This window comes from Paenarthrobacter sp. NPDC091711 (assembly GCF_044756605.1).
Taxonomy (GTDB): domain Bacteria; phylum Actinomycetota; class Actinomycetes; order Actinomycetales; family Micrococcaceae; genus Arthrobacter.
The window spans coordinates 273,566-294,276 of sequence record NZ_JBIVTF010000001.1; the positions used below are offsets into that span (position 1 = coordinate 273,566).

18 protein-coding genes and 1 tRNA gene are annotated in these 20,711 nt (G+C 62.2%); 4 read left to right on the plus strand and 15 right to left on the minus strand.

Features of this window, described 5'->3' with window-relative positions; translation table 11 throughout:
* Window positions 1–111: 111 nt before the first annotated feature.
* Window positions 112–2,028: a WecB/TagA/CpsF family glycosyltransferase gene (locus tag ACIQH5_RS01310; RefSeq protein ID WP_400399579.1), complete on the plus strand. Its 1,917-nt coding sequence runs from the start codon at window positions 112–114 to the stop codon at window positions 2,026–2,028.
* Window positions 2,025–2,861 (plus strand): glycosyltransferase, encoded by an 837-nt coding sequence (locus tag ACIQH5_RS01315; protein WP_400399581.1) that lies wholly within the window; start codon window positions 2,025–2,027, stop codon window positions 2,859–2,861. Before ACIQH5_RS01310 ends, ACIQH5_RS01315 begins: the two co-directional genes overlap by 4 nt.
* Here ACIQH5_RS01315 and ACIQH5_RS01320 read toward each other — a convergent pair whose 3' ends face one another.
* The 13 genes from ACIQH5_RS01320 to ACIQH5_RS01380 all read right to left on the minus strand — a co-directional run bounded on the left by ACIQH5_RS01320 (window position 2,862) and on the right by ACIQH5_RS01380 (window position 17,423).
* Window positions 2,862–4,199 (minus strand): hypothetical protein, encoded by a 1,338-nt coding sequence (locus ACIQH5_RS01320; RefSeq protein ID WP_400399582.1) that lies wholly within the window; start codon window positions 4,197–4,199, stop codon window positions 2,862–2,864. It abuts the gene before it with no gap.
* Window positions 4,196–5,074 carry a chain-length determining protein gene (locus ACIQH5_RS01325; protein ID WP_400399584.1) on the minus strand — a complete coding sequence of 293 codons (879 nt, stop codon included), beginning with the start codon at window positions 5,072–5,074 and terminating at the stop codon, window positions 4,196–4,198. Before ACIQH5_RS01325 ends, ACIQH5_RS01320 begins: the two co-directional genes overlap by 4 nt.
* Window positions 5,056–6,525 carry an O-antigen ligase family protein gene (locus tag ACIQH5_RS01330; protein WP_400399586.1) on the minus strand — a complete coding sequence of 490 codons (1,470 nt, stop codon included), beginning with the start codon at window positions 6,523–6,525 and terminating at the stop codon, window positions 5,056–5,058. Before ACIQH5_RS01330 ends, ACIQH5_RS01325 begins: the two co-directional genes overlap by 19 nt.
* The gene (locus ACIQH5_RS01335) at window positions 6,522–7,769 is read right to left on the minus strand and encodes a glycosyltransferase family 1 protein (protein WP_400399588.1); all 1,248 of its coding nucleotides are present in this window, start codon (window positions 7,767–7,769) and stop codon (window positions 6,522–6,524) included. The genes ACIQH5_RS01330 and ACIQH5_RS01335 overlap by 4 nt, the downstream gene beginning before the upstream one ends.
* Window positions 7,766–8,674, minus strand: a complete 909-nt coding sequence (locus ACIQH5_RS01340) for a DUF6492 family protein (RefSeq protein ID WP_400399590.1) — start codon at window positions 8,672–8,674, stop codon at window positions 7,766–7,768. The genes ACIQH5_RS01335 and ACIQH5_RS01340 overlap by 4 nt, the downstream gene beginning before the upstream one ends.
* The gene (locus tag ACIQH5_RS01345; RefSeq protein ID WP_400399592.1) at window positions 8,671–10,161 is read right to left on the minus strand and encodes an oligosaccharide flippase family protein; all 1,491 of its coding nucleotides are present in this window, start codon (window positions 10,159–10,161) and stop codon (window positions 8,671–8,673) included. Before ACIQH5_RS01345 ends, ACIQH5_RS01340 begins: the two co-directional genes overlap by 4 nt.
* Window positions 10,158–11,204: a glycosyltransferase family 2 protein gene (locus ACIQH5_RS01350; protein ID WP_400399594.1), complete on the minus strand. Its 1,047-nt coding sequence runs from the start codon at window positions 11,202–11,204 to the stop codon at window positions 10,158–10,160. The genes ACIQH5_RS01345 and ACIQH5_RS01350 overlap by 4 nt, the downstream gene beginning before the upstream one ends.
* 23 nt (window positions 11,205–11,227) lie before the next feature.
* Window positions 11,228–11,890 carry an acetyltransferase gene (locus ACIQH5_RS01355; RefSeq protein ID WP_400399596.1) on the minus strand — a complete coding sequence of 221 codons (663 nt, stop codon included), beginning with the start codon at window positions 11,888–11,890 and terminating at the stop codon, window positions 11,228–11,230.
* Window positions 11,887–13,050, minus strand: a complete 1,164-nt coding sequence (locus ACIQH5_RS01360) for a DegT/DnrJ/EryC1/StrS family aminotransferase (RefSeq protein ID WP_400399598.1) — start codon at window positions 13,048–13,050, stop codon at window positions 11,887–11,889. The genes ACIQH5_RS01355 and ACIQH5_RS01360 overlap by 4 nt, the downstream gene beginning before the upstream one ends.
* A complete protein-coding gene (locus ACIQH5_RS01365) occupies window positions 13,047–14,054 on the minus strand; it encodes an NAD-dependent epimerase/dehydratase family protein (RefSeq protein ID WP_400399600.1) in 1,008 nt (335 codons plus the stop codon). Before ACIQH5_RS01365 ends, ACIQH5_RS01360 begins: the two co-directional genes overlap by 4 nt.
* Window positions 14,051–15,160, minus strand: a complete 1,110-nt coding sequence (locus tag ACIQH5_RS01370) for a Gfo/Idh/MocA family protein (protein WP_400399602.1) — start codon at window positions 15,158–15,160, stop codon at window positions 14,051–14,053. The genes ACIQH5_RS01365 and ACIQH5_RS01370 overlap by 4 nt, the downstream gene beginning before the upstream one ends.
* A gap of 57 nt (window positions 15,161–15,217) precedes the next feature.
* A complete protein-coding gene (locus ACIQH5_RS01375) occupies window positions 15,218–16,897 on the minus strand; it encodes a sugar transferase (RefSeq protein WP_400399604.1) in 1,680 nt (559 codons plus the stop codon).
* A 268-nt stretch (window positions 16,898–17,165) separates the two neighbouring features.
* The gene (locus ACIQH5_RS01380) at window positions 17,166–17,423 is read right to left on the minus strand and encodes a hypothetical protein (RefSeq protein WP_400399606.1); all 258 of its coding nucleotides are present in this window, start codon (window positions 17,421–17,423) and stop codon (window positions 17,166–17,168) included.
* Between the two features lie 39 nt (window positions 17,424–17,462).
* Here ACIQH5_RS01380 and ACIQH5_RS01385 point away from each other — a divergent pair, with 39 nt between their 5' ends.
* Window positions 17,463–17,696 carry a DUF5703 family protein gene (locus ACIQH5_RS01385; RefSeq protein WP_024816711.1) on the plus strand — a complete coding sequence of 78 codons (234 nt, stop codon included), beginning with the start codon at window positions 17,463–17,465 and terminating at the stop codon, window positions 17,694–17,696.
* 33 nt (window positions 17,697–17,729) lie between these two features.
* Here the strand turns inward: ACIQH5_RS01385 and ACIQH5_RS01390 are convergent, their stop codons facing one another.
* Both ACIQH5_RS01390 and ACIQH5_RS01395 read right to left on the minus strand, forming a co-directional pair.
* Entirely contained in the window at window positions 17,730–18,890 is a 1,161-nt protein-coding gene (locus ACIQH5_RS01390) for an acyl-CoA dehydrogenase family protein (RefSeq protein WP_400399608.1), read from the minus strand.
* Window positions 18,891–18,927: 37 nt separating this feature from the next.
* Window positions 18,928–20,232: a M20/M25/M40 family metallo-hydrolase gene (locus tag ACIQH5_RS01395; RefSeq protein ID WP_024816709.1), complete on the minus strand. Its 1,305-nt coding sequence runs from the start codon at window positions 20,230–20,232 to the stop codon at window positions 18,928–18,930.
* A gap of 269 nt (window positions 20,233–20,501) precedes the next feature.
* Here ACIQH5_RS01395 and ACIQH5_RS01400 point away from each other — a divergent pair.
* Window positions 20,502–20,587 (plus strand) — tRNA-Leu (locus ACIQH5_RS01400).
* Window positions 20,588–20,711 lie beyond the last annotated feature (124 nt).

Consider the following 20,711-nt stretch of genomic DNA (forward strand, 5'->3'; position numbering starts at 1 on the left):
AACTCAAATGAACATGTTGACACGGCGGCACAGGTCCGCCACCGACGATCCAGGCAGTGCAGCAGCCTCGGATCGTCGGCCACATGGTGATGCCTTGAGTTGGAGCCGAGAATGCTGCTACCGAAAATCATGCCCACGGGAGATCTCCTCCACAGGGTAGTCCCCCACCTTTACCCCCGACGCGGTGTGCCGGTGGAAAGCCTTCGTCTCCAGCCACACCAAAGTGTGGCCGGATCCGGTGAGCCAGAGTCGGAGTCGCCGTGGGTGAATCTGGGTGGGGTCCCGGTGAGGCTCATGGAGGCCGATGGCGCACTTCGGGAGATTCTGGATCGTGCCAGTTCCCCCGGCGGGCCTCCTTTGGGCGTTTGCTCCGCAAATCTGGACCACGTCCGGCATTTTGGAGCGGGAAGCCGCTGGATTGGCACCTTGGACCAGCCAGCGCACGTTGAATGGTTGACCCTGATCGACGGCGCACCCTTGGCCACCGAGGCCCGGCGCCTCACGTCGAAAACGTGGGCCCGGCTTGCCGGCAGCGACCTCATACACCCCTTCCTGACCGGCGCATCGACGCGGGGATTGCGCCTCGGTTTCCTGGGAGGTTCCGAGGAAACCCAGAAACTGATCGCCGGGAAATTGGAGACAGAGCGGCCCGGGCTGGCAGTAGTGGGATGGTGGGCTCCTGCCAGGTCCACGCTGGGCGACGCCGCAGCCTCCCGCAAGCTCGCCGAGGAGATACGGGAGGCAGCCCCTGACGTCCTGGTGGTGGGCTTGGGGAAACCCCGTCAGGAATTGTGGATAGCCGAGTACGGTCACCTGACCGGGGCCAGGGTCCTGCTGGCGTTCGGTGCTGTGGTGGATTTCCTGGCGGGGAATGTCCGTCGCGCTCCCCAATGGGCCAGTTCGCACAGCCTCGAATGGGCATGGCGACTCATGCTGGAGCCCCGCCGGTTGGCGCGGCGCTACCTGGTGGAGGGGCCTGAGGCGTACGTGAAGTTGCGGACCTCAAGCAGTTGCGACATCGAGCCAAACAGTCCGATGTCCACCGCTGCCTACACCGTCCCGGAACCCGAGCCCAGCCGGGCTCCGGGATCATTTGTTCCGGTCACCGAAAGGGCGGACGTCGCCGTCGTGGTTGTCACCTACAACAACGCTGAGGACGTCGGGCCTCTGGTGGCGAGCCTGCGCAAGGAAGCGGCTGATGTTTCGCTCAAAGTGGTGGTGGCGGACAACTCCCCGGACGAAAGCACCGTGCTGGAACTCGCGCACCACCCCGACATCACATCCGCACGAACCGGAGGAAATCTCGGCTACGCCGGCGGAATCAATGCCGCGTTGGCTGTGGCCGGAGAAGCCGACAGCTACCTCGTCCTGAACCCGGACCTCCGGGTGGAACGGGGTGCAGTGGCCGCCATGATTAAGCGCATGAAGGACCATGGCGCCGGTGTGGTGGTACCGGTTTTGTTGGACGATGACGGCAGCATCTACCCGTCACTGCGCCGCGAGCCGGCCGTACTGCGAGCGCTGGGAGACGCGGCTTTGGGAAGTCACGTCAAGGGCAGGCCGGGGTGGTTGTCGGAGATGGATTTCGACCCCGAAAGTTATGTGCACGGTCACCGGGTTGATTGGGCTACGGGTGCGGCTTTGCTGATCAGTGCTGCGGCTGCGAAAGCGGTGGGTGCTTGGGATGAGCGGTTCTTTTTGTACTCGGAGGAGACGGACTATTGCCATCGGGTGAGGGATTCAGGCTTTTCCATCTGGTTTGAACCCGCTGCCCGGATGTGGCATGAGCGTGGGGGGTCGGGGTCCTCGCCGCAGTTGGCTGCTTTGATGTCGGTCAACAGGGTCCGGTATGCAGTGAAGTACCTGGGGCGTGGGCGGGCGCTGGCTTTCCGGGGTGCTGTCCTGGCGGCCGAGGTGGCCCGCTTGAATAAGCCCGGGCATCGGGATGCTGCTTTGGCGGTTCTGAGCCAGCGTCGTTGGGAGGCGCTCCCCCATGCGACGCGGACTACCTCGGACGTCGTGTCATGACAGTGACCCATCCTTCGGGTGCCGTGATCATTCCGGCGCATAATGAGGCCGCTGTTATCGGCAGGACGCTTGAGGCGTTGAGGGAGGTTATCGAGTGGGGCACCGTTGATGTTGTGGTGGCCTGTAACGGGTGCGTGGATGCCACGGAGGCTATTGCGTCCAGGTGTGAAGGGGTTCACGTGGTTCGCGTGTCCGAGGCGTCCAAGATTGCTGCCTTAAACGCTGCCGATCAGGCGACGCATCGGTGGCCGCGCCTTTATCTGGATGCTGATATTGAAGTCAGTGCCCCTACGCTGCGCGCGGTTTTCGTTGCTCTTGAAGGGGACACTTTGCTGGCTGCCCGTCCTGCTTTTCGATATGACACCCGGGGTGCGTCGGCCTTGGTAAGGGCCTACTACCGAGCCCGTTCCCGTATACCGGGTAACGCCGAGGGCCTGTGGGGTGCAGGTGCCTACGCGCTGAGCTTCTCCGGGCATCAGCGGTTGGGGACATTCCCTGCACTAACCGGTGATGACTACTACGTGGATCGGCTGTTCTCACCCCAGGAGAAAGCAGTGCTTCCCACTGAGCCCGTGGTGGTGCGGACTCCCCGCTCGTGTGCGGCGTTGTTGTCTGTTCTCAGGCGGACGTATCGGGGGAATGCGGAGCAGGATCGGGTGTCCGGGGGTGCTTCCACGGCGCGGACCTTGCGGCAGTTGTTTGCCTCGGTGAGGGGGCCTGTGAGCGTTTTTGATGCCGTTGTCTACGTCGCCTTTGCCGGTGCGGGCCGCCGTCGTCCGCTGTTTGGCCGTCAGGCCCCGCCTGCTTGGGAGCGGGATAACAGCAGCCGCTAGTCAGTGGCCGCAGCTGGTCCCGCCTTCGATGCTGTACAGGTGGACTGCGTTGCCGTCGGCGAAGGTATCGGTGAAGGTTCCGTCGACTACGGGAATGGTCCGGTTTTCGTTGATGACGACGGCGGTGCTGCCGCCGCATTTTACGGTGAAGGTGACCGCTCCGCCGGTGTTCTTGTTCGCTCCCGCGAAGAGGTAGACCTTGCCGTTGTGGAGTTTTGTGGCGACGTCCGCGGCTCCGGTGACTGTGGTGGCGCCGTCGAGGAAGGGGGCGTTGAGGACAGGGGCGAGGTCTTTGAGGTGTTTGTTCAGGTCTGTGACGGTTTGCCGGACGTCGCCTTTGCAGTCGCGGAGTACATGTTGGGTTGGGCACTGTCCGCCGAAGCTGTGATTGAAGTAGATGATTCCGCGGGCGCCGTGGATGAGGCTGCTCCAGACGGCTGCACGGATTTGCGGGCCTGTGATGGTGGTGGCGTCGGGTGCGTTTTCAAAAGGGTGTCCCACCTCAACGAAGGCCCAGACGGGTGAGGCAGCGTTGTTCAGCTTCCTGATCCTTTCCACGGTCCAGCCGTAGTTGGCTGCGAGCCTGCATTCTTCTTGTGTGAGGTCGCGGGTGTAGCCGATGACTGCTCCGCCTTCGGTCCGGGCGCAAATGTAGGGGTCGGTGAACCAGTAGGTATCGGCGGAGACGAGATCCTGGGTTCCGTTGAAAAAGCCCAGGGCTTCCTCGTCGGATTCCCAGAAGGCAACGCCCTTTCCGTAGTTGGCGTAGAGCATGGTCCCGGGGGTGGCGGCTGCTCGGCGTTCCTTTTGGATGGTGTAGCCGCACTCTGTGTTCTCTGCCGGGCAGATGGGTCCCTCTCCCGGGTACTTGCCGGACCAGGCTGCATTTCCGGGGCCGGCCCACATGTCCACTTCGTCGCTGAGGACGAAACCGGATGCTGATGGGTGGGCAAAGGCGGGGATGGCGTACATTCCGGAGTCGCGGGCCAGTTGAACGTCGGAATCGGCGGTGAGTTCAACATAGGTGTTCAGTCCGGCCTCGACGTCGAGGGTGACGTTGCTGCGGTCCACAACGCTTTCCAGCCAGACTCCAAGGGGGAAGAATGCCGAATCCGTTGGCAGTCCCCCGGTGAACCGGGAGTAGTAATCAGGGCCGCCATCTACGGGGCGCAGGGTGACTCCGGTTGGGCTTGGTGCTGTGGACGACGGTGCCTCTGATGCAGAAGCCGTGGCGGTGGGCCCTGTCATGGGCACTATGCCGCTGGCTGCGGCTGCGGCAGCGGCAAGGATGCCCACCACCACTGCTGCACCGGCCAGTGCTGTCCGGGTTTTCATCATTTACCCACAGGGCTCTTCATTCCCGGGTAGCGTTTGGCATCCAGAACACCGCGAGGTGCTTCTTGGCCTCTCTCGGTGTTTCTTGCCGGTGATTCATTGTTGGCCTCACTGTGAGGGAGAGGGCTTACGGCGAGTCCTTCGAGTTCCTCGAGGCTGACTGTGGGTGGCTCCTTCTTGACGGCGTCTTCAGTGGCGCCCCGCCGTGCCTTGCGGTTCTCCCGTTTGGGGCGGCCATCCAGGCGTGATTTGTTCCGGGCTGTTTCCAGGGCCCGTGCGGCGGAGACAGCACCGAAGGTCAGGACCAGGCCTCCGACTACGACGACGATCAGTGAGCGCAACCTGCTGGAGAACAGCTCGGTGGCGTTATCGGGTGACGTCACCAGTATTGAGGTGAAGAGGAACCGATCTGCTGCTCCGTTGACCAGTTGGATTTGGCGGAGGTCCTCTTCCATTCTTGTGCCCAAGGCGCGCACTGTAGCGGTGGCGGTCTCCTTGTTCTCCGAAACAGCTGAGACGTCTATGAGGAAGGAGTTCGGGGGCCGTTCCACGGAGTAGTCGGTACTCAGGGATTGCCGTAGCAAAGCATCGCCAGTGGAATCATCCTTCAGCCGTGTGGCGACAACCTGTGCGATCAGGGATGAGTCCGAGGACCGGAGGTAGGGGTTGTCTGAGTTTAGTTCCAGGAGTTGGGGGTCCCGCTCCAGGTCGCTGGCGCTGGGTACTTTGGGGTTGACGATCGCGTAGGTTGCGCGGGCCTCGTATGACCTCGGAGCGAACGAATAGACGTAGACGGCGGCAAAGGCCGTCAGGATCAGGACCGGCAGGACCACCAACTTGTGGTGCCAGAGTGCCTTGATTACTGCGAGCGGGTCCATTGCGTTCCCTCCATTCCATGGATTGTGGGTTTGGGGTTGTTTCCGGACTGATAGGGACTGCTGGTGTTGTGGACGGGTTCTTCTGCTGGCCGGAGTTCCAGTTCGCGGTGGACCATGATCCACGTCCCCCCGGACAAACCAACAATGAAGGGGTACAACAAAGCGAAGACGGGGAAGGACATGGAATCGAACGTCAGCGAACACGCGGCGGCTACTGCCCCTGAGGCGGCAAGTGCGCCGGCGAGGGCACGCAGGGCGGGTATGCGGGAGGCCCGGGCGGCGAGCAGGGCCGAGATGGCCGGCAGCGTCAGGTAGGCGATGATCCCCAGGAGCCCGACGAGGCCCAGTGTCACCAAGGAGTTCAGGTACTGGTTATCCAGGATTTGCAGGGCATCTGTTGGCCGGTAGTTGCCTGGACCCAGGCCGAGGAAGGGCAGCTCGCCAAAGAGCCGGGCCACCCTCGGATAGTTATTGGTCCGTGTACTGACCGAGAGGTCGCTGCTTCCGGCCGCGAATTGTGAGGTGAGGGTTCCGATCAGGCCCGGGACTGTGAGGAACAGGGCCGCGAGCGCTGTGGGGGCCATGACCAGGGCCCAACGGCGTGCCGCTTTGGGCAGGAAGGGAGTGAAGACCACCATGCACACCACCAGCCCCAGCACCCCGGAACGGGAGACTGTGGAGGCGATGGCAAAGACCAGTAGTGCGGTCCCTGCCCAATGGATCCATTTCCGGCCGGTTGTGTCATAGATTCCGCGCCAAATGGACAGTGGAAGCAGCATGGAGCACACCACTGCCAGCTCTATGGAATGGAAAGTGCTGCCTGCAACGCGTGTGAGGAGGCCGCGGACTTGGAAGGCGGTCTCACCGCCGTTGTCAGTGAATCCCACCATGATTTCCTGTATCCACAGCATGGGATTGATGCGCAGGACGAACTGGACCGTGGCCACGAGGCAGCAGAATAAGGCTCCTGCAAGAAGCGCTCGCACCAAAGCCATGGCGTCGTTGAGCGTCCGGACGGCTTCTCCCACAGAGAGGACAATTCCGGCGCTGGCCAGGATAAGAACGAGCCAACGGTCAGCTGAGGCTTGGGAAGCGATGCTGGTGTTCCCGGTAAGCCCGGAGAACATTGCAACGTAGGAGGCACACGTTCCCAACCACAACAAACCGATTCCCAACCGGCCCGGGTGCCTTGCCGCGAGGGGATGGTGCAGGCCGAACAGTACGGAGCACAGCCAAAGCCCCAGAAGCAGGAGGGCAAGCATCAAGGGGACGGTGCCGATTGCCCCGAGCGGCTTCAGGACCATGTTTGCGGGGAAGAAGAAGATGCTGAAGGCCGCAAACCTGACCAGGAGGCTGACTGTGGTCCCCTTGGCTGGCTGGATCTCCAAGTCGACGGCATGGATTTCGGTGTGTGGCCGCATGATCAGCGTTTTGGCCCCGAGTGTTTTCATGGTTGGCTGACCCTCCTCCGTGCACCGGCACAGGTGGAGTGAAGCACATCAGCGAATGCCTCCCCGGAGACGTCCCAATCCAACCGCTTCCTGTTGGCTATGGTGGCCGCGCGGCCGTTGATGTTCGGAGCCCTGACCACTGCGGTGAGTGCAGCGGCGAGACCCCCCGGAGTTGAAGGCGCCCATACAGCGTCCGGGTCTGTGAGGAGACCTGAGGCGAAGGGAGCCTGGTTGAGGACCGGGACGTTGCCGGAGGCGAGCAATTCCCCCGGCACCAAGGAGATGTTGGTGAACGAGATCGCCAGTCCTGCAATGGTGTGGTTGTACAAGGCGTTGAGTTGCCGGGGTGGGAGGTTTCCGTGGTTGATGACCGGGACCGTCCAGCCCGTGACGACGTCGCCGTATACGTGGATCTCTTGTTCGGGACATTGTTCATGGAAGAGTTCCAGAGCCATTTTGGCCAAGAGGTAGCCCCTACGGTCCACGTTCTTCTTCGCGTAATAGACCACTCCTGATCGCGGGATCTCCTTATCACCGCGGATCAGATGGTACGTGGAGGTGTCGCAGCCGTAAGGGACAACAGCCTCAGGTGCTTGTCCCAACTCGAACTGCATCACCTCGGCAATCATCGCGCCCAGGGCAATGTTGGTGAATCCGAAGCGGTAGCTGTCCTCAGCCAAGGCATAGAGGGCTCCCCGCGGATAAAAATAGGGTTCGTAGTCCTGGATGAAATAGAAAGGATGGACACTGCGAGGTGCCCGCGAAGCGATGACGTGGGCAGACGCCCAGGAACTCGCCACGAGCGCGTCAACCCCTTCGAGCCCGTGAGTGGCGCTTCGCACATCAGCGTTCATGTCCGGCCAGTGCCGCCTGATGGTTTCGACGTGTCGCGAAGAATCATCTGAGTTGCGGTCATAGAGAAACAAGGTGCAGTGGTGCCCGCGGGTTTCCATGGCACGGACCATACGAAACAAGGTGGTATGCCCTCCCGAACCGGGGCCGGGGGGCGCACACACCCACCCAATATTCAGCGGTCCTGTTGCCGGGTCCGGGTAGTAGTCACGGCTTTCCCGGGAGGAATCAACAATGTCCCCGGGGCGCAGGGGAAGCTCAGGCTCGGCCAAGGCCCACTTGTCCAGCAGAAGGCGCGCAGCTTTTCGCGTTGCCTGCCGGCCCGCGGAAGCCCAACCGTCCTGCTGGATCCTTTGACCGATGTGTCGCATCGTGGCCTGGGAGATGATCATTGCTCGGCCGTCCTGCTGGTGTCACTGAGTTGGTCCAGGAATTCCTGGATTGCCTGACGCCGGGTTGCCAGGGGAATTCCGGCTTTAGCTGACAGCATCACCAGCAATTTGTTGCCTGGAGCGGAATTCAGCAGATCCCTTATCTGGGGAAGGTTCAATGCCACTTCGTCGCTATGCACAATCCCCTGCATCTGAGTGAAGGTGGCATCCTTCCCACCCAGGACTTCATCGACGTAGACGCCGTAAAGCATCATTTCGGAGAAGCGCAACTGCCTGGCAACAGCCGTGGTCCACCGCATCCCCGTGGTTTCCTCAATGTGGTCGATGAGGCCACGCACAACCGCAGGCTCCCAGAGGCAGGGCCAGCAAATGTAGTCAGCCAAATCCCCCTCCGGCGGCGGGGCAAGGCCAAGGAGCTCACGCGCCGAGCCGTGCCACAAGCGGTGGCCGGGAAGGGACCGGTCAACTCCTGCCGGGAGGCGGTACATGCCGATCCGGCCGTTGATACGGAAACTATCCAGTGTCACGGGCCTGATGAGGACACTGTCCGAGTCCAGCAACAGCGCTCCTTGGACATCGAGGCGGGCAACAATGGCCAGTTTGACCACCTGCTGGGTGATCCACCCCCGCACGGGCGGCCACGGCCTCGCGGCGTTGACCCAAACGTTGACGCCAGGGGCCTTGAAGAACGTGCGGGGCAAGAACTCCCTGACGTCATGAATCTGCGTACGCCCATTGGCCAGATGCCGGAAAGCTGGAAGATCCTTTGCCGGGACAATGATGTGGTGCGTGACCTCCGTAGCGGTCATCTCCATCACTGAACGGTTCAGGTCCTCGCATAGCTCCAGGTCAGGCAGATAGCTCGGCGTGACAACCGCCAGGTCCGCAACCGTGCCGCTGTTCATAGTGCACCTTCCCCGGCCGGCTGCTGCAGGGCAGGATGGTGTGGCTTCACAAGGATCCGGACCTCTGCCGCCAGTTGCTTTCCCTGACGGAAAGTCACCAGGCCGTACACGGCTGCTCCCAGCAGGAGGCCGGCTCCGAGGGCAGCCCAGGGCTGGTCCATCCAGTGAGTGCCCATCCATGCCGCCGCTCCGGCCAGAGCCGCGCCAAGCAACGACCGGAGACTGCCTTTGAGGAGACTCCACGAACTGATGTGCAGTACTAAGGTCAATGCCCTTACATAGAGCGGAATGACCACCAGGGATGCCACCACGGCATGGGCTACACCGGCTCCGGCGATCCCCCACCACCGGATACCGAAGTACAGGGCGGGTGTCAGGGCAACAAGCCAGGCCACTTGGACCCAGAAGAGCCATACCGTCTTGCCGGCGCCCACGCTCAGATCGGCGAAGAGTTCCACCAGAATGCGGGTTGCGCCGAAAACCCCCAGGGTGGCCAGCGCGATGCCCGCCGGGGCCCATGCCTGCCCGTAAGCGGTGACAATCAGCGGCTGGGCAAGTGCTATGACCATTGCCGAAATAGGGAACGCGCAATAGCAAACTCCGGTCACAAACCGTCCGGCCAACTCCCCCAAGGTGCCTTCGGCGAAGAGCCTGCCAAACGTAGGCACGGCGGTGGCCCGGATGACCGCAGTGATCACCGAGCTGGGAAGGCCCGCCAGGTTGAAGGCGAGAAGGTATAGACCCAGCGCGGCCGGATCCATCATCCGGCCGATCAGAAGGTAATCCACATTCAGGGTGACAAACACCACCAGGTTGGCCATGGCGAGCGGCATCCCAAGCCTCAAGATCTCCACCGCCAGGCCACGGTCAAACCCGGGAGCGTATCTCGCCGGGGTGATGATCCAATACCCCACCAAAACAACAACCTGCCCGCCGACCCTGGACCACGCCAACGCCATGGCACCCCAACCATCCAGGGCCATGGGAACCACCAATACCAGCACTGTCACCAAGCCGCACAGGTCAACCACCACACGCGGCTTCTGCAGGAACTCACGCCACACCATAGTGGACGGAACAGCACCAATACCTTGGAGCAGGATGGTCAAAGAGAGCACCTGGATCACAGGAGTCGCAGCGGGGTCGTCAAAGGCTGCGGCCAAGGCCGGAGCCAAGGCAAAGGCTCCCGCAGTCATCACTGCGCTGGTCACCAAAGAAATGGTGAAAACAGTCGGTGCTATCCGGTTCGGATCACCATTGCCCCTGGCCAAGGCCGCCGTAGCGCCCAGCTCAGCCATGTTCGTGGCAATGGTCTGCACCACAATAGCCACGGCGAGCGCACCGAAATGCTCCGGGGCGATGAGCCTGGCCACGATGATGGTGGTAGTAAACTGCACCACTCTTCCGAGCGCCATGTTCACCCCGCCCCAGAGCGTCGCGCTCGCGGACCGCGCGCCCAGAGTAGTCCCGCCACTGGCCGTCGTCATGAAATTCCTGTCATGGCCCACACACGCCAGCGGACGCGCTCAAGTTGGCTCCGCACATACTCGGCGGCAGACTGTGCCGGCCCGGGCCTGCCGCCACGTGAGACACGGGTGATCCTGGCCTGAAGCGCGTTCGCCCTATGGATGTTCCCGGGGACATCCTGCAAGCACTCAATGAACTTGCGGAGTTCAACGGCCGTCTCCAACGAGCCACCACGGATGACTTCCCTGGCCCCCAGATGCGAGGCTTCCTTGCTGAGCGCACCTTTGGCCCGACGCAACTGGCGTACCCGCTTCTCGGGGTTGATCGGAAACCGGGCGTCTTCAAGAACACGGAAAGCCTCAAGCCGATGCTGGAGGTCCACTGCCGCCGCAGCGAACTCAGTTTGGTGCATGTTGCTCCCGTGAACCCGGTAGAACGCCTGCACAGGCCCGTTGATCCGCCCGACATCCCAGGAAGCAGCCGCACGCAACCAATACTCCAAATCCCCGGAATGCGGCAGCGAAGCACTGTAAGCACCAACGCTCAACACCGTCTCGGTCCGCATCACCACCTCGGGGGAAAGAATGAAGTTCCGCCCGCGGGCACAAGCCAGTGCGATCCACCGGCTCCCCTCCCACACCGTCCACGTGGTGGGCCCACGCAAGGCAACCGGCGGAGGCTGATCCACGAAGTCCTTCGGTAACCCGTAAACCATCCCCACCCTGGGGTTAGCCTCCATCAAAGCCACAGCACGGCCCAGCGCGCCGGGAGCGATCACATCATCGGCGGAGAGCAACGTCACGTAACGGCCCTTGGCCCGTGAAAGCCCGTCATTGTAGGTGGCAATATGCCCCTGGTTCTGCCCGTGATGGACCACCGAGATCCGTGGATCCGCCGCCGCGAGCCCCCACGCAATCGCCGCGCTGCCATCCGTGGACGCGTCATCCACCACGATGACGTCCACGTCCACCATCTCCTGCGACAACGCACTGTTCACAGCCTCCGGCAAGTACCGGCCGTAGTTGTAGCAAGGAATGACCACCGTAACGCCCGGCCTGTTCACCAGAGGCCTTGGCCGCATCACTTTCACTGGACACCCTCCAGTTCCGGACTGTTTCCCCGCCGGATCACCCTGGCGGGCACACCCGCCCAGGTCTCATCCTCAGGAACATCGGCCAGGACAGCAGCCCCCATGCCAATGGTCGCTTTCGCGCCAATGCTCAGGCGCTCGCGGACACTGGCGTTCATTCCGAGGTAGGCGGCCCTGCCGATGCGGACGTTGCCTCCCAGGGATACGCCGGAAGCCAACGTGGCGTAGTCGCTGATCACGTCATCGTGGGTGAAAGTGACCCCCGGCATGGCGACAACATGGTTGCCGATGGTCACGGACGCTGTAATGCTCACGTGGGCGAGGATGATGCTTCCCCGGCCAATCACGCAGCCCTCGGGAACGTACACCGACGGGTCCACCGCTGTGGCATAGCGGTCCTCAGCCAGACCCAGGGCACGAAGCCTCATCACGACGCTTTCCCGGCCGCTGCCTGATCCAATGCAGATCAGCAGCAAAGCGTGGGGGTAGTTCATGGCCTCACGGACCGGACCCAGGACGTGGGCCCCGTCCACGACGCGGCCGAGCTTGTCTTCGTCGTCGTCAAGGATCCCTACGACGTCGAAGGGCCCGCTGCTGCGGACCATGGCAAGTACCTCCCGAGCCAGGCCGCTTGCAGCAATGAGGAGTAGCTCGGTCATGGCTGTCCCGCGGCGCGCAGCACGGAGTCGATGACGCGGACTTGGTCGTGCAGTGCCAGCTCGTGGTACAGCGGGAGGATAAGTGTGTGATCGGACAACCATTCAGTAACTCCCAGCTCAGCGGTCCCCGTGTCCGTTCCGGCATATGCAGGTTGCCGATGCGCCGCCATGATCCCGCGACGGGCGGAGATACCGTCCGAGGCCAAATGTGCCATGAGAGCTTCACGTCCCAGAGGAAAAGCCGGACCCACCTCCAGCCAGCACGATTGGAAGTTGCTCATGCCGTACTCCGGATCGCCCACCAGACGGAGACCCTCCACGCCGGCAAAAGCACTTGCGTAAGTGGCGGCGAGTTCCCGCCGCCGACGGACAGCCGTTTCGAGGCGGCCCAGCTGGACGATTCCGACGGCGGCCTGAAGATCGGTCATGCGGTAGTTGAACCCGATTTCGAGGTACTCCTCCGAGGGGGCGAGCAGGCTGGCGTGCCGGTCAGCGGCTGAAACGCTCATGGCATGTTCGCGGAGCCGCCGTGCCCTGTCACCGAAGTCCTGACGCGCAGTGGTGAGCATGCCACCTTCCCCGGTGGTCAGGATTTTGCGCGGGTGGAAGGACCACGCAGCCAGCTCAGCGTTGGAACCCACCGGTTGTCCGCGGTACCTTGAACCGATAGCGCATGCCGCGTCCTCCACCACCATGATCCCGAGCGGATCGCAGAGAGCCCGGATGGGTTCCAAGTCAACCGGGACTCCGCCCTGGTCAACAGCAATCACCGCCCGGGTAGCGGGAGTCAGGGCAGCTTTGATGGTTGCCGCGGTGACGCAGCCCGTATGAAGATCGACGTCGGCGAAAACCGGCCGTGCGCCCACGTAGGCAGCTGCATTCGCAGTAGCAATAAAGGAAAATGACGGCACCACGACGTCATCGCCCGCTTGAACGCCGGCGGCGACGAGCGCCAAGTGCAATGCCGAGGTGCAGCTCGAGGTTGCGACGGCAAATCCAGCATGTTGAGTGGCCGCGAAGGCTTCCTCGAATTCCCGCACCTTGGGACCCTGTGCAACCCAACCGGAGGCGATCACGTCAGCGAGCGCTTGTGCCTCTTCTTCGCCGAGCCATGGCTTCATGACATCGATGCGGTCCATCCGGGTTTCGGAGATGGTCATCGCGCACCAACTGCCGGTGCTGTCGGCCGACCTGCGGCGATCTCTTCCCGAAGCGGACTCCACCAGGACACCAGCGAACGCAACCCGTCTTCCAAACCGACTGCAGCCTCGAACCCCAGGTCTTCGCGTGCCGCCGTGACATCAGCCAGGCGTCTGGCAACACCGTTAACGGCCCGTTCCGGGCCATGTTCCAGATGAAGAGGTGAGTCCATGACCTTGAGCAGCGTTTGTGCCAGTTCAGCGAGGCTGGTTTCGGTACCACTGGCCACGTTATAGGCGCCTTCGCGTACATTGCTGACGGCAGCGAGGACATTGGCCCTGGCAACATCCGCGGTATGGATGAAGTCCATGGTCTGCTGACCGCTTCCGAAAATCAGCGGGGGCCGGCCATCAACTATCCGCTCCATCCAGCGGACCAGGACTTCGGTGTAGAGGCCGTGCACGTCCATGCGGGGACCGTAAACGTTGAAGTACCTCAGCAGGACGTAGTCCAGCCCTGACATGGCGCGGAAGCTCCTCGCCATACCTTCATTGAAGGACTTTGCCGCGCCGTAGAAGGTGTCGTTGTTGTGGTGGTGGTGGCCTTCCTTGGTGGGAAATTCCTCGGCCATGCCATAGACGGAGGCACTTGATGCTGAGATGAGCTTGTCCACTTTGTGGGCCGCGGCCGCCTCGTAGACGTTGAAAGTCCCATCCACCAGTACTTCAAGGGCCAGCCGTGGTTCTTCCGCGCACTGGGTGATGCGGATGGCCGCCTGATGGAAGACCAGATCCTTGCCCCGGGTGAGATCGTTAACGAGGTCGCGGTCACGCAGGTCGCCTTCAACCAGCTGGACCCTTTCAGTGGCGAGGGCTTCGTCCAGGTTTGCGCGGCGGCCGCGGACGAGGTTGTCCAGTACGTCTACGTGCGCCGCGCCGGCGTCGAGCAGTTGGTCAACCAGCGTAGATCCTATGGTCCCGGCGCCTCCGGTCACCAGAACGCGTGCCCCTGGAAGCTCGTTCATCGTGCAACCTGGAGAGCGACTTCATTCCCGGCCACAATGGTGGATTGTCCGTCAGTACTCAGGCTTTGGGTGACGGCTTCGAGGACGGACAACACCCGGAGCCCGGACTCGCCGCTGGTCCGTGGCGTGGTCCGGTTGCGGATTGAGGAGGCAAGTTCGCTGACCACCTGGCCCAAGGGCTCCCGTTCCTGCAGAGCCGGTGACCAGGTGTCCCCTAGCCGGTAGGAGATGGCTGAGGTCCGCTTGTCGGCGGCAGACCGGGGCTGGTGCTCCAGACTCACGCCACGGTCGTACACGCTCAGGCGCTGTTGGGGATTCAGGTCGTCCCACACCAGGGTCCTCTTGGACCCGCCGATGATCATTTGCCTGATTTTGGTGGGGCTGAGCCAGTTCACGTGAATATGGACCATGGCATCGTTGGGCAGGCCGAAGGTGAGGTGTCCAACGCAGTCCCTACCGGTTCCCAGTGGATCAGCGCCGTGGGCGGATATTTCAGTGGGGTGCAGGCCGCCGGGCAGGACGAAGTCCAGGATGGACAGATCATGCGGGGCCAGGTCCCAGAAAACGTTGACGTCCGGTTGGACCAGGCCAAGGTTGATGCGGACGGAGTCGACATAAAGAATGTCGCCCAGTGCGCCGCTCGCTACCAATTCCTGGATCTTGAGGACAGCTGGCGTGAAGCAGTAAGTATGGTCCGCCATGAGCACCAACCCTCTGGCCTTTGCTTCCTCCACCATCTCCAGGCCCTTGGCACGGCTGTCAGCCAACGGTTTCTCCACCAGGACGTGTTTGCCTGCCCGCAGGGCCGTCATCACCACCCCGTGGTGGGTGTGGGCCGGAGTCGCGACCGCTATGGCGTCCAGGTTGTAGGTGTCCAGAAGTTCGTCCAAAGATTCGACGACGGCCACCCCGCCGACAGTCTCGGCGAGCTTCATTCCCCGCTCGACGTCGAGGTCGCAGATGGCAACGAGGTCCCAGTCCGGGCTGGCTTTGAGGTTCCGGGCAAGATTGGGGCCCCAATACCCTGCTCCCACCACAGCGATGCGGAGCCTGGGCTGTAGTCCGTGGCCGTTCAGTTGTCCTGATGGAATGGTTCGTATGGTCATTTCCCGCTCTGCTTCTGTGTTGAGAATCCGATTCGTTGGGTGTGCTTCAGCTCTTGGCTAGTAGGCTCCGGTCGGTTGGATCATTGCCCTGAAAGTCCGCCACATGATCATGAGGTCTCCAGCAATGGACCAGTTCTCGACGTAGTAGAGATCCAGCCGGACGGCTTCGTCCCATGGCAGGTCGGATCTCCCGTTGATCTGCCACAGCCCGGTGATACCGGGTTTGATGAGGAGCCGGCGATGCGTGTGGCGTTCGTATCCGCTGACTTCCCGGGCCAGCGGCGGACGCGGCCCCACCAGGCTCATATTGCCCACCAGGACATTCCAGAACTGGGGTAGCTCATCGAGGGAGTATTTGCGCATCCAGCGTCCGCATCGGGTGATCCGTGGATCCCCGCGGATCTTGAAAAGGACGCCTGCTCCCTCATCCTGGGTGTTGAGCTCCTCCAAGCGGGATTCGGCGTCCACCACCATGGAACGGAATTTCAACATGTGGAAGGTGGTGCCTCTCCGGCCAACCCGTTCCTGCCTGAAAAGTACGGGTCCGGGGCTGTCGTAGTGAACTATGGCGGCGAGGAGCAGCAGGATCGGCGACAGGATCAGCAATGCTGACGCCGAGACTGTAAGGTCCATCAATCGCTTAAGCGTGTGCTTCCCCCCGGAGTAGTGCGGAATGTCGACGTGCATCAAAGGAAGTCCCTCGACCGGCCGCCAATGGATTCTGGGGCCGGCAACGTTGGTCAGGGCGGCCGCAAGGACAAGTTCGGCGGCATTCTCCTCCAACCGCCAACCAAGCTCCTGAATGAACTGGTTTCCCCCGGGCACAGGGCCAGCCACAATCACTGCGTTGGCTCCTGTATGCCGGACCGTCTCGGCAATGCCGTAGATCGATGACAGGACAGGAACGCGGAGGTGGTCCACTTTCAAGACAGCACCACGCCGGGCGCCCGGGAGGCATGCTCCGAGGATGTGGTAGGCGGTGCCTGACTTTCGATTGATCTGCTTGATGACATACCGGACGTCTTGAGGTTCACCCACAACGATCGCGCGGGAAAGACAGCGGCCACGGGACTTTTCGTGGCTCAACCACCGCCGGAAACTCCACCGGCTGCCGGTCAGCGCCACCAAGCCAAGTGGCAGGGAAACGAGAACGAATGAACTGACGGCATCAAGCCGGAACACCACGGCCACAATGCCCAGGAAGCCAAAGACGCGGAAACTGGCTGACAGGACGCGCTTGTACTCCTCCGGCCCAACGCCGAGGACTTTGGGATCCCGGGTGCGGTAGACCTCCAATGACCCCAACCAGAGGAGCCCCAGTACCAAGCCCATCGCCACGTGGCGTGTGTAACCAGGACTTTCGGCGGACAGGGACAGTCCGTCGGTGTTGAGAACAAAGCCCGCGAAGACCGCGGCGGCTACGAGGGCAGTGTCCGTCATGCGGAGACTGTTGGTCAGTGAGTGCGTCCAATCGGAGCGGCCACGGCGGGCGGGCGTGTTCCGCGGAGCCTTGCGGGTGACTGGCGGCACGAAGTCCAGGGTTACCTCTGACCTTGGTGCCGCCAGTCCCGCCTTTTCAGCCCGTTGTGCAGCAACGGACTTGTCAATCCAGGGAGACGCCGGCGGATTGACGTTGACGATGGCAGTTTTTGCGGGAAAGACTGACTGCGCCGGGGCATGGTCCGCACCCTGGGGTGCTGCTACCTTGCCCGTACGCAAGACTGGAACTTTCACCATGTCAGCCTTCTTTGCAGACCTGTCATTGCCTACTCATCAGTGAACCGGCGGGGCTCTGGTGGCGCACCAGTAGTCGGTACTCAAATTTGCGCAGGATTACCCATCACCCCTACGTGCGAGTACCTAGCCGGCGACTGTGGGACTACGTGTTTTTGTACCTGTCCAGGAGGGGAAAACAGCCGAACCACGGGCTGGAAACGGCACATGTTCTGCCGGGGAAAGGGCACAAAAAAACCGGCCACCCCAGGGTGGCCGGTTCATCAGGTGTTCAGTCCTCCACGATTTCCAGATCTTCGTCCAGGACGTCGTCTTCTTCTTCATCCTCGTCATCAAAGACCTGCAGCGGAGTAACCTCGGAGTAGGCCTCGTAGAGTGCATCTTCATAAACCTCGAAGGCATCAGCGACGGCGAAGAATGCCGCCTCGACGTTGGGGTCACCTTCACCTCGTCGGGCCGATGCAGCAGCCAGATGTTCTTCCAGGGCGGCGGTCAGTGATTGAAGCGCGACACGCGGATCGATGCTCATGACTTCACGTTAGCCGGAAAAAGACGAAAATGGAGAGGGATGAGAGAACAATTTCCGGGCAGCTCCGTTGAGCGCCAAAGAGACTATGCACGTCAGTACGAGTACCTCGTTCTGACGGTGGCCCCTGACGATTCGTTGCCGGAAGCCCGGCGCCGGCTCGCCGAACATTCCGAATACGGTAAGTGGGAACTCGAGCGCAGTGTGCTCTACCTCGGAGGCGGGCGGCGCTTCTGGCTGCGACGCAAGGTTTATTCCGTCCAGCGAACCGTCTGACCCCGCCGGCGCCACCTGGCCGGGGTGGAGCAGCTAATCCTCCAGAGGTCCCAGCCAGGCACTCGCCACAGTGTTATGGGCGGATTCGTCGTTGGAGGGGTGGAAGATTCCTGCCAGGACATCGCGGTACAGCCGCTCCAGCTCAGAACCGCGGAAGTAACTGGATCCTCCCGTGACGCGGATCGCCAAATCCACCACCTGGCGTGCGTTCTCCGTAGCCCGGGATTTGAGTCCCACAAGTTTGGGGAACCACTGGGCGCCGTGGTCCACCAGGTTGTCCACGTCCCGGGCCAGCGAAGAAATTTGCGGTGAGATCCCGTCCATGGCCAAGGCAGCATCCGCCACCTTCCAGCGGATATCAGGGTCCTGGGCGTAGCTGCGGCCCCCGTGCTTTGCCGAAACCCTGCGCTTGACGTTGGCCACACCAAGGGTGAACGCGCGCTCGGCAACGCCCGTGTACACGGCTGCGAGCAAGGTCTCAAAGCACGCGAAGATCGCGAAGAACAGCAGGTCCTTGCCGGGACCCACGGGCAGCTTGCGGAAGATCCGCTCCGGCGGGATCACGGCCCCGTGAAGGAGGGTGGTGTTGGACGCACTGGCCCGCATTCCCAAGGTGTCCCAGTCGCTCAGGGTTTCATGGCCCGGCTCATCACGCCGGAGAAAGCCAAAGACGAGCTCACCCTCGCCGTCCCGGGCGTCAGCATCCTTGCCGAACGTCCCCAGCCGGGTCCAGCCCCGGGAGAGGCTGGTGAAGATCTTCCGGCCAGTGAAGCGGTAGCTTCCGTCAGCCAGCGGCTCGGCAAGCGTGCCGGAATCGAACAGCATGGAATCGTTGCCGGCCTCGGAAATTCCGAAAGCGAAGACCTCGCCCTGCCCCGCCTCTTTCAGCACGAAATCCAGGGACGAGTCCCCGCGCGCGGCCATGACCTGCGCCACGCCGGTCCATACCAGGTGCATGTTGACGGCCAACGCCGTGGCGGGCGCCGCCGTAGCGAGACGTTGCTGCAAGGCAGCCACCGATTCGAGCCCAAGCCCGAATCCGCCGTCGGCCTCCGGCACGAACAGTTTCAAGTAACCGGCGGCGGCCAGCTCTTCAAGGTCTTCATGGAAGAACTGGTTATTGCGGTCGTAGCCGGCGGCGCGGCCACGGAGCCGTTCGAGCAGTTCATCGGGAAGGATCTCTTCGGGACTCACGGCGGGAACCTCCTTGTGCTGTGTAGTTGCTTATCCCTTAGTAGTTGCTGAGCAGGGTGTTCAGGACCCGGGCGCCGAACTGGAGGGACTCGGCGGGCACGCGCTCGTCAACCCCGTGGAACATCCCCGTGAAGTCGAGCTCATCGGGCAGCATCAGGGGGGCGAAGCCGTATCCGGTGATCCCGATCTTGCTCAACGACTTATTGTCGGTGCCCCCCGACAGGGTGTAGGGAAGGACCTTCGCGCCCGGGTCTTCGGAGTGCAGTGCATCGATCATCGAATCCACCAGGTTCCCCGCAAAGGGCACTTCCAAGGAGACATCCTTGTTGACGTAGCTGATCTCGATGCCGTCGCCGGCGAGTTCCTTGATGGTCTCGAACACCAGCTCCTGCTGGCCCGGAAGCGTGCGGCAATCGACGAACGCCTCTGCCGACTCCGGAATGACGTTGTGCTTGTAGCCAGAGCGAAGGAACGTGGGGTTGGAGGTGTTTTGCAGGGTGGCACCCACGAACCGGGCTACTGTACCAAGCTCTTTCAGAAGGATGTCCGGGTTGTCGGCGTCGAATTCGACGCCGGTCAGTTCAGTGACGCCGTCCAGGAACTGTCGGGTGGTGGGTGTCAGTTCCACAGGCCATTTGTGTTCCCCGATCCGGGTGACGGCTGCTGCCAACCGGGTAACAGCGTTGTCAGTATTGATTTGTGAGCCGTGGCCGGCGCGTCCATGCGCGACCAAACGCAACCACGACAATCCCTTCTCGGCGGTCTGTAGCAAGTAGGTCCGCTGACCACCGATCGTGGCGGAGAAGCCACCCACTTCCGAGATCGCTTCGGTAGCGCCGTCGAAAAGTTCGCGTCGGTGTTCGACGGCGTACCTCGCGCCATAGGTGCCACCGGCCTCTTCGTCGGCGAAGAAAGCAAAAATGATGTCGCGCTTGGGCTTGCGGCCCGTCCTGGCGAAGTTGCGCATGACTGAAAGGATCATGGCGTCCATGTCCTTCATGTCCACGGCGCCGCGACCCCAGACCAGGCCGTCTTTCAGTTCGCCGCTGAAGGGATCAACGCTCCATTGATCCTTGAGGGCAGGAACAACGTCCAAGTGCCCGTGAACTACCAGCGCGTCGGCCGAGGGATCCTCGCCGGCCATGCGGGTCACCACGTTCGCGCGGCCCGGAGCGGACTCGAATATTTCGGCTTCGAGTCCCACTTCGGTGATCAGCCCGGCCGTGTACTCTGCTGCTGCCCGCTCCCCCGGGCCGGTGTCGTCGCCAAAGTTAGAGGAGTCGATCCGGATGAGCTCCTGGCAGATCCGGACAACTTCGTCTTCGGGGCGGATGACAGACATGGAAACTCTCCTAGCGTGGCTGGGCTGCAGGTCCGGGGGACGAAGGCTGCGGTCTTCGCGGCGCCTGATGTCCCCTTTTCCATCAGCCTACCCATCAGTGGTCGCCGACGTCCGGTAGAGGCACTCCCGCATTGGTCCGGGGGCCTGCAATGGACGCCCGGACGAGTGCCGATTTTTCAGCGACCTGAAACCGTGTTAGAGTTTTTCTCGCTGCTTCGGAGGAAAGTGAAGCGCCGCAAGGTGCAAAACCAATCTTCTGAACACCACCTGCGCGGGTGGCGGAATGGCAGACGCGCTAGCTTGAGGTGCTAGTCCTCGAAAGGGGGTGGGGGTTCAAGTCCCCCTCCGCGCACCATCGCAAGGCCTGGAATCCATGGATTTCGGGCCTTGTTTTGTTTGTAGGCATCGAAGCGCCCCCAGGGCGGTGCGAGCTTCGTCACATCTGTTTCTTCAGTTGTCGTTAAACACTGTTTCTTCAG

Bases quoted from the DNA above. Each gene is read 5' to 3' on its own strand.
- ACIQH5_RS01375 (WP_400399604.1), bottom strand. From the start codon at position 16,897: ATGGTGAAAGTTCCAGTCTTGCGTACGGGCAAGGTAGCAGCACCCCAG.
- ACIQH5_RS01355 (WP_400399596.1), bottom strand. From the start codon at position 11,890: ATGACCGAGCTACTCCTCATTGCTGCAAGCGGCCTGGCTCGGGAGGTA.
- ACIQH5_RS01360 (WP_400399598.1), bottom strand. From the start codon at position 13,050: ATGACCATCTCCGAAACCCGGATGGACCGCATCGATGTCATGAAGCCA.
- ACIQH5_RS01345 (WP_400399592.1), bottom strand. From the start codon at position 10,161: ATGACGACGGCCAGTGGCGGGACTACTCTGGGCGCGCGGTCCGCGAGC.
- ACIQH5_RS01395 (WP_024816709.1), bottom strand. From the start codon at position 20,232: ATGTCTGTCATCCGCCCCGAAGACGAAGTTGTCCGGATCTGCCAGGAG.
- ACIQH5_RS01325 (WP_400399584.1), bottom strand. From the start codon at position 5,074: ATGGACCCGCTCGCAGTAATCAAGGCACTCTGGCACCACAAGTTGGTG.
- ACIQH5_RS01320 (WP_400399582.1), bottom strand. From the start codon at position 4,199: ATGATGAAAACCCGGACAGCACTGGCCGGTGCAGCAGTGGTGGTGGGC.
- ACIQH5_RS01340 (WP_400399590.1), bottom strand. From the start codon at position 8,674: ATGAACAGCGGCACGGTTGCGGACCTGGCGGTTGTCACGCCGAGCTAT.
- ACIQH5_RS01380 (WP_400399606.1), bottom strand. From the start codon at position 17,423: ATGAGCATCGATCCGCGTGTCGCGCTTCAATCACTGACCGCCGCCCTG.
- ACIQH5_RS01365 (WP_400399600.1), bottom strand. From the start codon at position 14,054: ATGAACGAGCTTCCAGGGGCACGCGTTCTGGTGACCGGAGGCGCCGGG.
- ACIQH5_RS01370 (WP_400399602.1), bottom strand. From the start codon at position 15,160: ATGACCATACGAACCATTCCATCAGGACAACTGAACGGCCACGGACTA.
- ACIQH5_RS01310 (WP_400399579.1), top strand. From the start codon at position 112: ATGCTGCTACCGAAAATCATGCCCACGGGAGATCTCCTCCACAGGGTA.
- ACIQH5_RS01385 (WP_024816711.1), top strand. From the start codon at position 17,463: ATGAGAGAACAATTTCCGGGCAGCTCCGTTGAGCGCCAAAGAGACTAT.
- ACIQH5_RS01335 (WP_400399588.1), bottom strand. From the start codon at position 7,769: ATGATCATCTCCCAGGCCACGATGCGACACATCGGTCAAAGGATCCAG.
- ACIQH5_RS01330 (WP_400399586.1), bottom strand. From the start codon at position 6,525: ATGAAAACACTCGGGGCCAAAACGCTGATCATGCGGCCACACACCGAA.
- ACIQH5_RS01315 (WP_400399581.1), top strand. From the start codon at position 2,025: ATGACAGTGACCCATCCTTCGGGTGCCGTGATCATTCCGGCGCATAAT.